The sequence below is a fragment of the Stenotrophomonas sp. DR822 genome, assembly GCF_019793815.1.
GTDB classification, from domain to species: Bacteria; Pseudomonadota; Gammaproteobacteria; order Xanthomonadales; family Xanthomonadaceae; genus Stenotrophomonas; species Stenotrophomonas indicatrix.
The window spans coordinates 4,164,754-4,176,891 of sequence record NZ_CP081826.1 but is presented as its reverse complement, the minus strand read 5'-3'; the positions used below and the strand labels follow the sequence as shown (position 1 = coordinate 4,176,891).

9 protein-coding genes are annotated in these 12,138 nt (G+C 66.5%); 2 read left to right on the top strand and 7 right to left on the bottom strand.

What is annotated here, in order from left to right; all coding sequences use genetic code 11:
- Positions 1–56: 56 nt before the first annotated feature.
- Positions 57–1,247 carry a glycoside hydrolase family 18 protein gene (locus K5K93_RS18850; protein WP_222388684.1) on the bottom strand — a complete coding sequence of 397 codons (1,191 nt, stop codon included), beginning with the start codon at positions 1,245–1,247 and terminating at the stop codon, positions 57–59.
- A gap of 205 nt (positions 1,248–1,452) precedes the next feature.
- On the opposite strand from K5K93_RS18850, the gene K5K93_RS18845 reads away from it, so the two are divergent.
- Positions 1,453–2,436: a hypothetical protein gene (locus K5K93_RS18845; RefSeq protein ID WP_222388683.1), complete on the top strand. Its 984-nt coding sequence runs from the start codon at positions 1,453–1,455 to the stop codon at positions 2,434–2,436.
- Between the two features lie 114 nt (positions 2,437–2,550).
- A complete protein-coding gene (locus K5K93_RS18840) occupies positions 2,551–3,615 on the top strand; it encodes a serine hydrolase (protein ID WP_025876243.1) in 1,065 nt (354 codons plus the stop codon).
- On the opposite strand, the gene K5K93_RS18835 is transcribed toward K5K93_RS18840, so the two are convergent.
- The 6 genes from K5K93_RS18835 to infB all read right to left on the bottom strand — a co-directional run bounded on the left by K5K93_RS18835 (position 3,584) and on the right by infB (position 12,113).
- Entirely contained in the window at positions 3,584–5,149 is a 1,566-nt protein-coding gene (locus tag K5K93_RS18835; RefSeq protein ID WP_222388680.1) for a winged helix-turn-helix transcriptional regulator, read from the bottom strand. The two genes, K5K93_RS18840 and K5K93_RS18835, sit on opposite strands and share 32 nt — an antisense overlap.
- Positions 5,150–5,282: 133 nt before the next feature.
- On the bottom strand, positions 5,283–7,391 hold the full coding sequence (gene pnp, locus K5K93_RS18830; protein WP_132824590.1) for a polyribonucleotide nucleotidyltransferase: 2,109 nt from the start codon (positions 7,389–7,391) through the stop codon (positions 5,283–5,285).
- 147 nt (positions 7,392–7,538) lie between these two features.
- Entirely contained in the window at positions 7,539–7,799 is a 261-nt protein-coding gene (gene rpsO / locus K5K93_RS18825; RefSeq protein ID WP_005410445.1) for a 30S ribosomal protein S15, read from the bottom strand.
- Between the two features lie 177 nt (positions 7,800–7,976).
- Positions 7,977–8,885, bottom strand: coding sequence for a tRNA pseudouridine(55) synthase TruB (gene truB, locus K5K93_RS18820; protein ID WP_093820590.1), 909 nt, complete (start codon positions 8,883–8,885; stop codon positions 7,977–7,979).
- A gap of 109 nt (positions 8,886–8,994) precedes the next feature.
- Positions 8,995–9,378, bottom strand: a complete 384-nt coding sequence (rbfA, locus tag K5K93_RS18815) for a 30S ribosome-binding factor RbfA (protein ID WP_025876229.1) — start codon at positions 9,376–9,378, stop codon at positions 8,995–8,997.
- Positions 9,379–9,470: 92 nt separating this feature from the next.
- On the bottom strand, positions 9,471–12,113 hold the full coding sequence (gene infB, locus K5K93_RS18810) for a translation initiation factor IF-2 (RefSeq protein WP_093820592.1): 2,643 nt from the start codon (positions 12,111–12,113) through the stop codon (positions 9,471–9,473).
- Positions 12,114–12,138: the final 25 nt, after the last annotated feature.

Genomic DNA, 12,138 nt, shown 5'->3' with positions numbered 1-12,138 from the left:
CCACAGCGTTTGCCCGTCACCGCCGTACCAGCCCCGGTCCGGAGATGTCGAACCGGTCAGTCGCCGACGCGGGCCTTCTGCCACGGAGCGAGCATGGCGTTGAGCAGGCTGGCCTGCTCGTCGTCACCGGTCAGCTCCCACATGAAGACACCGGCCAGGCCCTGCTCGCGCGCGAACTGCGCACGCAGGCCGATGGAGCGCGGATCCTCGTAACTGATGAAGATCTTCTGCGCCGGGTTGTACAGCCACGGACTCTGTGCCTGCGGCTGCCAATGCTCCGTCCAACCCGGCTGGTCGAGATAGCGCGCCTTGATCACCCGCCAGTCACCGGCGTCGGCCGGCGCGCTGTAGGCCTGGTACAGGCCGTCCGCCGACTCGCCGGTGACCTTGAAGCCGCGCCCGTAGAACGGCACGCCCAGCACCAGCTTGGCCGCTGGCACGCCATGCTCGCGGTAGTACTGCACGGCACCGGCCACGTTGTTCCAGCGCCGCAGTTCCGGCGCCAGCGGGTCTGCAGGCACTTCATGCAGCGGTGCATTGAAAGTCGACACCGCCGAGAAGCCAGTGCCCATGTCGTAGCTCATCAGGTTGATGAAATCGAACACCTTGGCCAACGCCGGCAGATCGTAGCTGGCGGCGGGGTCGTACGGCCCATCGGTCTGCAGACGGCCAGCGGCCAGCGCGGCGGTCAGCAGCATCGGCTGCCCCGCCTTCCTGCCGCGGGCATCCAGCGCCAGGCGGAATGCCTGCGCAAGCCTGGTCAGGTTGGCACGGTCCTGCGGCCGGTGCGCCAGTTCCTTCGGGCCACCGCTGACGGGGAACTCCCAGTCGATGTCCACGCCATCGAAGCTGCCGGCATGGCGCTCGAAGAACAACGCCATGCACGAATCGACCAGGCGCCTGCGGCTGGTCTCGGTCAGCGCCGCATCGGAGAATCCGCCCGCGCCCCAGCCCCCGATCGAAATCAACGTGCGCAGATGCGGATGCCTGCGCTTGAGCTCGGCCAACGCGGCGAAGTTGGCTGGCGCCTCGGCACCGATCACACAGCGTCCGTCCTCGATGGTGGAAAACGCATAGAACAGATGGGTGAGTCGTTCGGCCGGGATGCTCGATACCGGATAGCGCTCGGCCGAACCGCCGGGGTAATACGCGCCGAAAATCGGCGGTTGCGCCGGTTGCGCCTGCGCGGCAATGGGCAGGGCGCCGGCGATCAGCACTGCAAGTACGGCCAAGGTCTGGCGGAACATGGAAACTCCCGGGTCGAAGGCGCCGCCACGTTAGCAAACAGATCGGCCCGTGGTGCGGATGTCCGTGCATGTCGTCCGCTGGACAGTGGCGTGCCGCTGGAAGCTGACACGGTCGTGCCTGCACAACGTCGAAAGCACTTCGCTGCAGGACAACACACGACCTGCCTGAGCTAAGGTGGCGCTGGATCTTCACTGGCACACGGACATGACCGCAGACCACGACGCAGACGGCGAACTGCTGGACGACGAAACCCTCGAAAAGCTGCAGGCGCTGGAGGCCCGCGCCTATGCGGCCTTTGATGCCGGCGACCTGGCTGACGCAGCAATCCTGTTCGGCCAGCTCGTCGAATGGACACCCGACATCCCCCACCTGCACTACATGCGCGGGCTGGCACACAAGTACCTGCGCGAGTGGGCGTTGTCGCTGCAGGACAATCTCCGCTCCGAGCAGCTGCGCGATGAAGTCGATGAGGCGACCGCGTGGAATGCGGGAATTGCCGCCACCGGCGCCGGCGACTGGGCCGAGGCACGCCGGCAATGGACCCGCTGCGGCATCACCCTCCCCGAGGGCGAAGGCCCGATCAACGGCAATTTCGGCGTTGCCTGTGTTCGCCTGAATCCGTGGTCCAGCGGCGAGACCGTGTACATGCGCCGGCTCGATCCGGTGCGCGCGCGGCTGGAAAACGTGCCGCTTGCGGAGAGCGGGTTCCGCTTCGGCGACATCGTGCTGCACGACGGTGCCTCCACCGGGCGCCGGACCTACGGCGAGCGCGAAGTACCGGTGTTCAATGCCATGCAGCGCCTGCAGCAGTCGGACATGGCGACCTACGCCGTGTTCGTGCAATGCGGTTCGCCGGACGACATCGCCGCGCTGCGCGCAATGACGTTGCCCGGCATCGGCCTGGTCGAAGACTGGACCCATTCGGTACGTCACCTGTGCCTGCGTTGCAGCTATGGCGCACCGCACCAGCACGATGACGACAGCCACGAGGATGACGGCGGCTGGGTGCGCGAGCGCAATCTCGGTATTGCCGCGCAGGGCCGCGCTGCGGTCGAAAAACTGATGTCGGCCTGGGCCGCGGCAGGCACCGGGCGCACGCTCGATGCGATCGAACACCGTGAGCACCCGCAGCAGGGTCCGCAGCCGGGCCAGGTGTGGTGGCTGGGTCACGAAGAAGCGGACGAATGACGGCAGGGCGCTGCAGGCCTTGCGGCACAAGGCTTTCAGAATTCTTCAGGCGTCCTTCCTGCACTTCAGCCAGCCCTCTGGCCGAATCGGCACTCCTTTCGATGGAGTCCGATCATGCGTTCGCCCCTGCCTGTGTCCACCCTGCTGCTGTGCCTGTATGCCCTCCCCTGCATCGCAGGGCCTGCCCACCCTGATCCCGGCCGCATGCGCGCGCTGGAGCAGGCCATCGCCAGCGATGAGCTGAAACAGATCCGCAGCGTGCTGCTGCAGGTTGATGGACAGGTCGTGTACGAGGGCTATTTCAACGGTGCCGATGCGCAGACCCTGCACGACGTGCGCTCGGCCAGCAAAAGCGTGACCGCCCTGCTGGTCGGCGCAGCGATCGGCGACGGCCGGCTGCCGGGCGTTCGCGCGAAGGTGTACGACTACTTCCCGGCCTTCGTCGCCCACCACGACGTGGACCCCCGCCTGCGTGGCACCACGGTGGAGGACCTGCTGGCGATGAGCACGCTGTGGGAGTGCGACGACGAGAACCCGTTCTCGGCCGGCCACGAGGAGCGCATGTACGTCGGCGAGCGCTGGCTCGATTTCGCCCTGGCGCTGCCGGTGAAGGGCTTCGCGCCCTGGATGGCGCGCCCGGAGGACAGTCCTCACGGGCGCGCGTTTGCCTACTGCACCGCCAACTCGTTCGTGCTCGGCGCGGTACTGGAACGTGCGACCGGACAACCGCTGGCCGATTACGCAGCCCATGCACTGGAACGACCACTGGGCATCACCCACAGCCAGTGGAACCGTTCCCCCGAGGGCATCGGCATGGGCGGAGGCGGCACACGCTACCGCAGCCGGGACCTGGCCCGCCTCGGCCAGCTCGTGCTTGATGGCGGTCGTTGGCAGGGGCGCCAGCTGGTTCCACGCGACTACGTCGCCGCGATGCTGTCACCGCAGGCAACGGCCGGCGACGGCAGCGATTACGGCTATCAATGGTGGGGCCTGAAACTGACTGTCGGTGGCCAGCCACAGACCGTATGGGCAATGTCCGGCAACGGCGGCAACTACGTGTTCCTGCTGCCGCAACAGCGCGCTGTGGCGGTGGTGACCAGCCAGGCCTACAACCGCAGCATCGCTCACCCGCAGTCGCGCCGCATTCTCACCGAATTCCTGCTGCCGGCGCTGCGCTGAGGTCGGCCAGCCCGGCGGGACGCCAGTCGGTCGCCAGCACCTGCGCACGCTGGCGGCCGATATCGGCATCGATGCGCGCCAGCAGCGGCGCCCAGCCGCGCGCTTCGTGCAGGGACGCAAACAGCGGCGTGGAGCGCAACCACGCCGCATCGCGGAAGCCATCATCGACCGCCTGTTGCAGCGCGGTGACGGCAGCCTCCGGGTCGCCTTGCGCCTGCAGCAGCAGGGCCCGCTCAAGCGCGGCATCGGACCAACCGTCGCCGCGCTGCGCCTGTAACATTGCAAGACGCGAAGCGACCCACTCCGGCGATGCCGCGGGCTGCGCGTACAGGGCCGCCAGCGATTGACCGAGCGATTGCTGTGGACGCAGCTGCCGCCCGCGCTCGAAGGCATCGGCAGCACCGGCGTGATCGCCCGCCAGCAGCGCCAGTTCGCCCTGCAGCCGCAGCAACTGCGGATGTGGCGTGCCGCGTGCCAGCGCCTCGGTCAACGCCTGCCCCGCCCGGCCCGGGTCACCTGCCGCGAACAGACTGCGCGGCCAGGCGATGTTGGCGAAGACGTTGTCCGGATACAGCTGGAAATTACGCGCGTGGCGCTGCGCGGCCGCGTGAGTGAAACCGAGCAGCTCCAGTTCGCGCGCCACCTGCACATCACGGAAGCGCAGGCGCTCGGGCGTCGTCAATGCAAGATTTGCACGCAGGGCCAGGGCAAGGTGGCCGCGCTCCTGGTGCAGGTAGGCGAGCGAGGCACGGGTGCGCTCGTCGCCCGGATCCAGCGCGATCGCCCGCTCGTATTCGGAAATGGCCTGCGGCATCTGCCCGAGGCAGTCGTAGGCATAACCTCGAAGCGCGTACACAGCACCCTCCTGCGGCGCGAGTTCACGTTCGATGGTGGCCAGCGCCAGCCCTTCCCGGACCTGCTCGGGCGATCCATTGAACAGACAGCCCTGCGCGGACAACGCTCGTGACAGGCCGCGGCGCGCCGGACTGGAATCAGGGTCCACCTGCAATGCCTGCCGGTACAGGGCGATGGCGCGCTCGTTGTTGCTGGCCTGGCCGATGCTGGCGTAATAGTCGGCGCGCTGCAGCAACGGCAGCGGGCCACCGGCCGCCGGCGCGCGCGGCCAGAACGAGGCGGCAGCGACGAGAACGACGACACCGGCGCCGGCAAGCCATGGCCATTTCTTCCGGTGCGCGGTAACGGGCACCGCCGCTGCCGGCGGTGCGATGGTCGGCAATGCACACAACTGATAGCCGCGCCCGCGTACCGAACGGATGTAGCGCGGGCGTCGGCTGTCATCACCCAGCGCCTGCCGCAACAGCTTGACCCGCTGGCTGATCGCATCCTCCCCAACCACTGCAGGTGCCCACACCTGTGCAGCCAGCGTGTCGAAGTCGACAACGTCGTTGCCGTGTGCCAGCAGCACGTCGAACAGGCGCCAGCTCAGCCCTTGGATCGGCAGCACGTCGCCGTCGCGGCTGACCCGCTGCGCGGGGCGGTCGATCTGCAGGTCAAGCAGGCGCAGGGTGTCCATGGGTGAAGCATAGCGCCGCGGTACGACGCCGGCAGGGCCGGACGACAGGCAAAGAAAAAGCGGGCCGAAGCCCGCTTTTTCATTCTGGCGTGTCAACCAAGGTTGACACCTACCGTCATCGACCTGCGGTCGATTACTCGGCGGAGGCGCCTTCGCCTTCCTCGACGGCCTTCATCGACAGGCGGATACGGCCCTGCTTGTCGACTTCCAGCACCTTGACCTTGACCACATCGCCTTCCTTCAGCACGTCGCCGACCTTCTCGACGCGGTCGCTGGAGATCTGCGACACGTGGACCAGGCCGTCCTTGCCCGGCAGGATGGTGACGAACGCACCGAAGTCCATGATCTTGGCGACCTTGCCTTCGTAGATGCGGCCCGGCTCGACGTCCGAGGTGATCTGCTCGATGCGGGCCTTGGCGGCCTGGGCAGCGATGGCATTGACCGAAGCGATGACGATGGTGCCGTCATCCTGGATGTCGATCTGGGTGCCGGTTTCCTTGGTGATGGCCTGGATGGTCGAACCACCCTTGCCGATCACTTCGCGGATCTTGTCCGGGTGGATCTTGATGGTCAGCAGGCGCGGCGCGTAGTCCGACAGCTCCTCACGCGGGGCGGTCAGGCCGTGGGCCATTTCGCCCAGGATGTGCAGGCGGCCAGCCTTGGCCTGCTGCAGAGCCTGCTTCATGATCTCTTCGGTGATGCCTTCGATCTTGATGTCCATCTGCAGGGCGGAGATGCCCTCAGCGGTACCGGCAACCTTGAAGTCCATGTCGCCCAGGTGATCTTCGTCACCCAGGATGTCGGACAGGACGACGAAGCGATCGCCTTCCTTGACCAGGCCCATGGCGATACCCGCCACCGGAGCCTTCACCGGCACGCCGGCGTCCATCAGGGCCAGCGACGAGCCGCAGACCGACGCCATCGACGAGGAACCGTTCGACTCGGTGATTTCCGAGACGACGCGGATGGTGTACGGGAAGGATTCCAGCGACGGCATCACTGCCAGCACGCCGCGCTTGGCCAGACGGCCGTGGCCGATCTCGCGACGCTTCGGGCCCATCATGCGGCCGCACTCACCCACCGAGTAGGGGGGGAAGTTGTAATGGAACAGGAAGTTTTCCTTGTACTCACCGGAGACGGCATCGATGACCTGGCCGTCACGGGCGGTGCCCAGGGTGATGGTCACGATGGCCTGGGTCTCACCACGGGTGAACAGCGAGGAACCGTGGGTACGCGGCAGCACGCTGGTCTTCACGGCGATCGGGCGGACGGTGTCCAGCGCACGGCCGTCGATGCGGACCTTGGTGTCCAGCACCGAGTTGCGCATGGTGCTGTATTCCAGCTCGCCGAATTCCTTCGACAGCTCGGCCGGGTTCCAGCCCTCGGCGGCCACGCGGCCAGCCAGGGTCTCGAGCACGTCCTTCTTGATCGCGGAGATGGCATCGCGACGCTGCAGCTTGTCGCGCACCTGGAAGGCTTCACCCAGACGCGGGCCGATGGCTTCCTTCAGGGCGCTGATCAGCGCTTCGTTCTTGGCCGGGGCTTCCCAGGTCGACGGCTTGGTGCCGGCTTCGACGGTCAGCTCGTTGATGGCGTTGATGACCTTCTGCATCTCGCGGTGACCGAAGGTCACGGCGCCCAGCATCACTTCTTCGGACAGCAGCGCGGCTTCCGATTCCACCATCAGCACGGCGTTGGAGGTACCGGCGACGACCAGCTCCAGCTGCGAATCCTTCAGCTCGGTCACGGTCGGGTTGAGGATGTACTGGCCATCCTTGTAACCGACCTTGGCTGCGCCGATCGGGCCCATGAACGGGGTGCCGGCCAGCGACAGGGCGGCCGAAGCGCCGATCAGGGCCGGAATGTCACCGTCGATGTCCGGGTTCAGCGACATCACCGTGGCGATGATCTGGACTTCGTTCTTGTAGTCTTCCGGGAACAGCGGACGGATCGGACGGTCGATCAGACGCGAGATCAGGGTTTCCTTCTCGGTCGCGCGGCCTTCGCGCTTGAAGAAGCCACCCGGGATACGGCCACCGGCGTAGAACTTCTCCTGATAATCGACGGTCAGCGGGAAGAAGTCCTGGCCCTCACGCGCGCTCTTGGCGGCAACGGCGGAGACCAGCAGCACGGTGTCGTCGAACTTGACGATGACGGCGCCACCGGCCTGACGGGCGATTTCGCCAGTCTCAAGCGTGACGGTGTGCTTGCCGTACTGGAAGGTTTTGGTGATTTTTGCCACGGATGGTGTCCTTGGGATGCTGTCTGCGAATGGACCGCGGGCGACCCTTGCCGCCAACGGATGACCGGTCGTTCCGGTCTGAAAAAGGTATTGCGGTGCTACAAAACAAAACCGCGGCGCATCGCTGCGCCGCGGGGGATTCGTTGCTTAGCGACGCAGGCCAAGCTTCTCGATCAGGGCCTTGTAACGCTCGACGTCCTTCTTCTTCAGGTAGTCGAGCAGGCTGCGGCGGCGGTTGACCATCTGCAGCAGGCCGCGGCGGCTGTGGTGATCCTTCTTGTGGGTCTTGAAGTGGCCGGTCAGCAGTTCGATGCGGGCGGTCAGCAGTGCAACCTGGACTTCCGGAGAGCCGGTGTCAGCCGAGCTGCGCTTGTTGTCTTCAATGACCTTCTGGGTGTCGATCGACATGTCTTTTTTCTCTGTGATGCGTGGCCGGCAGGAACGCGCTTTCGCGCACCGCCTGGCTCGCCGTGAACCAACAAATGGATGAAACCCGCCTGCGGCAGGCTGCCGTAAAACGGCCGCGGAATTGTAACGGCCAGGGGCTTCTGGAACAAGGTCCGGGGCTGAACCGGGCCTCCCCGTTCAGAGGTTGAAGCGGCGCTGCGGGGCCAGCAGACCGCTGTCGTCGACCTGGCCCAGGCCCTGCACCACCGATCCAGGGCCGAACACCGCCACCAGGCCGCGCGGCCAGGAGAGGTCGCGCTGGCGCTGGCCCACGCAGAAGCGCTGGGCCTGCCCGGCGTCCAGGTCGACCCGGGGGTATTCGGACAGGCCCGCCGCCAGCGGCAGCAGCAGCGCGTCCATGGCGGCTTCGTCCTGCGCCTCCACCAGGGCCCTCAGCTGCTCCAGGGTGACCATCGCCGGTTCGTGGAACGGTTCCACCCACAGGCGCCGCAGGGCGCTGATGTGCGCGCCACAGCCCAGCGTTTCACCCAGGTCACGGGCCAGACTGCGGATATAGGTGCCCGAGCCGCAGGTGACCCGCAGCCGCAGCCGTTCGGGCTGCTGCTCCAGAATCTCGATGGCGTGAACCACCACCTGGCGCTGGGGCGCCTCGATGGCGTCTCCGCGGCGGGCCTTCACATACAGCGGCTCCCCACCCTGCTTGAGCGCGGAATAGATCGGCGCACGCTGCAGGATCTCGCCAAGCAGCGGCGCGATCGCCGCCCGCAGGGCCTCGGGGCTGATCACGGGCACCGGCCGCTCAAGCAGCACCTGGCCCTCGGCGTCGTCGGTATCGGTGGTCTGGCCCAGCACGATCTCGGCGTCGTAGGCCTTGGCCGAGCCCAGCAGCAGGCCGGCGATCTTGGTCGCCTCGCCGAAGCACAGCGGCAACAGGCCGGTAGCCAGCGGGTCGAGGCTGCCGGTGTGGCCGCCCTTCTCCGCACGGAACAGGCGACGGGCGACCTGCAGGGCTGCGTTGGAGCTCATGCCGGTCGGCTTGTCGAGCAGCAGGATGCCATCCAGGCGGCGGAACTGAATTCGGGTCATGACAGGTACGGGTAGCGCCGGGCGATGCCCGGCGAGCGCGCAGCGCGGTCTGCATCAGACATCGCGCAGCCGGAATGCGACAACGCCGGGCATGCCCGGCGTCGCGCGGTTATTCTTCGTCGCCTTCGCGACGCTTTTCGGCGGCGACGGTATCTGGCAGGTCGCGCAGCAGGTTGTCGATGCGCTCGCCACGATCGACCGAGTCGTCGTAGTGGAAATGCAGCTCCGGCACATGCCGCAGCTTCATCGCGCGGGCCAGCTCCATGCGCAGGCCCCACGCCAGTTCCTTCAGGCCCTTCACTGCCTCAACCGAACGTTCCGGCATCAGCGCGGTGACGAACACCTTGGCATGGGCCATGTCGCGGGTGATTTCCACGTCGGACACGCTCACCGAGGGCAACCCGTGTTCGCGCACGGCGTTGTGCACCAGGGTGCCGAGTTCACGGCGCAGCTGGGCGGAGACACGGTCGGTTCGATGGAAAGTCTTGGGCACGAGGGACTCTTGATTGAGGTGTCGCCCGACCAACGGTCGGGCGCTACATGTACATGGTAGGGCCCGACCGTTGGTCGGGCCACCGCACAGCATTACAGGGTGCGCGGCACTTCGATACGCTCGAAGCACTCGATCTGGTCACCCGGCTTGACGTCGTTGTAGGCCTTCACCGCGATACCGCATTCGGTACCGTTGCGGACTTCCTCGACGTTCTCCTTGAAGCGGCGCAGCGATTCCAGCTCGCCTTCGAAGATCACCACGCTGTCGCGCAGGACGCGGATCGGCTTGTTGCGCTTGACCACGCCCTCGATGACCATGCTGCCGGCGACGGCACCCAGCTTGGAGCTGCGGAAGACGTCGCGGACCTCGGCGATACCGATGATCTCTTCGCGGATCTCCACGCCCAGCAGACCGGAGGCCACCTGCTTCACCTGGTCGATCACGTCATAGATGATCGAGAAGTAACGCAGGTCCACGCCGTTGGATTCGATGATGCGACGGGCCGAAGCATCCGCACGCACGTTGAAGCCGATGACGGTGGCCTTCGAAGCGGCAGCCGAATTGGCGTCCGACTCGGTGATGCCGCCCACGCCGGAGTGGATCACGTTGATGCGGATGTCGTCGTTGGACAGCGCCACCAGGGCCTGGCTCAACGCCTGCACCGAACCCTGTACGTCGGCCTTGATGACCAGATTGAGGACCTGCTGGCCCTCGCCCTTGCCCAGGGTCGCCATGATGTCTTCCATGCGGCTGCCAGCGGTGGCGACCAGGCGCGATTCGCGGCGCTTGGTCTCACGCTGCTGGGCAACGTCCTTGGCCAGGCGTTCGTCGTCGACGACAACGAAGTCGTCGCCGGCTTCCGGCACGCCGGACAGGCCCAGGACCTGCACCGGGATGGACGGGCCGGCGAACTCCGGCTGCTTGCCGGTTTCGTCGAACAGCGCACGCACGCGGCCGTACTGGATGCCGCACACCAGGTAATCGCCCTTCTTCAGGCGGCCCTGCTGCACCAGCACCGTCGCGATCGGGCCACGGCCCTTGTCCAGCGACGATTCGATGACCACGCCGTTGGCACGGCCGTCGTCGACCGCCTTCAGTTCCAGCAGTTCAGCCTGGACCGAAACAGCTTCCAGCAGATCGTCGATGCCCAGGCCGGTCTTGGCCGAGATCTCCACCATCTGGGTGTCGCCACCGAAGTCTTCGGCCACGACCTGCTCGGAGAGCAGTTCGTTCTTGACCCGCATCGGGTCGGCGCCGGACTTGTCGATCTTGTTGATCGCCACGATCAGCGGCACACCCGCCGAACGGGCGTGCTGGATCGCTTCCTTGGTCTGCGGCATGACGCCGTCATCGGCAGCCACAACCAGCACCACGATGTCGGTCAGCTTGGCACCGCGGGCACGCATCGAGGTGAACGCGGCGTGGCCCGGGGTGTCCAGGAAGCTGATGACGCCCTTCGGCGTTTCAACGTGGTACGCACCAATGTGCTGGGTGATGCCGCCGGCTTCGCCGGTGGCGACCTTGGTGCGACGGATGTAATCCAGCAGCGAGGTCTTGCCGTGATCGACGTGACCCATGATGGTGACCACCGGCGGACGCTGCACGGCCTCGCCCTGGTTCTCACCGGCCGATGCCAGCAGCGCGTCTTCGGCGTCGTTGTCGCTGGCACGGATCGCCTTGTGACCCAGTTCTTCGGTGACCAGGGCCGCGGTGTCGTGGTCGATGGACTGGGTGATGGTGGCCATCACGCCCATCTTGAACAGCGCCTTCACCACCTCGCCGCCCTTCAGCGCGAGCTTCTGCGCCAGGTCGGCCACGGTGATGGTGTCGCCGATCGCCACTTCACGCACGACCGGTGCGGTCGGCCGCTCGAAGGCATGCGGGCCGGCGTTGCCACCGCCGCGCGACATGTCGCGACGGCCGGACGTCGGGCGGCTGCCCGGGCGACCACGGTTGTTGCTGTTGTTGCTGTTGCCACGGCGCGCGCGATCGGCGGCCGACAGATGCATCTGGCCGGCGAAGCGATCACCCGGGCCACGCTCGTTGCGCGGCGCGCTGCGGTTGTTGCGGTCGTCGCTGCGCGGCGGTGCACTGCGCGGAGCAGCCGGGGCCGCAGCAGGAGTGCGCGGCGGGCGCGGCGCGGTTTCGTCGATCGGTGCGCGCACCTTGGGCTGGCTGGCAGCCAGCGCCTCGGCAGCCTTGGCGGCAACCGCAGCTTCCTCGGCCGCCTTCTTCTCGGCCTCGGCACGCTCCTTGGCGGCGACTTCTTCCTCGCGTGCACGGACGATCGCCTCGTCACGCAGGCGATCCTTCTCGGCCAGTGCCTGCTGCTCGGCGAGGTTGCGTGCGCGCGATTCTTCCAGCTTGCGCAGAATGTCGGCACGCTCTTCGTCCGGGGTCATCGCGCGACCACCATCGGCCTTGACGTAGGTACGCTTCTGGCGCACTTCCACGTTCACGGTTGTCTTGCTGCGACCGGAATTGACCGTCACTTCCTGTTGCTTGCGACGGTTGAGGGTGATCTTCTTGGCAGACTGATCAGTCTCTTCCGGGGCCTGCTCGGGCTTGCCGTGCGAGCGACGAAGGAAGCCCAGGAGCTTCACTTTCTCGGAGCTGGTCACGACCTGGTCGGGACCGCTGAACTTCATGCCGGCACCAGCCAGCTGTTCCAGCAGTTTTTCGACCGGTGTATTGACCAGTTCAGCAAGCTTGCGGATGGTGGTTTGCTGCGACATTCGGATCCTATGATCTTGTGGGCGC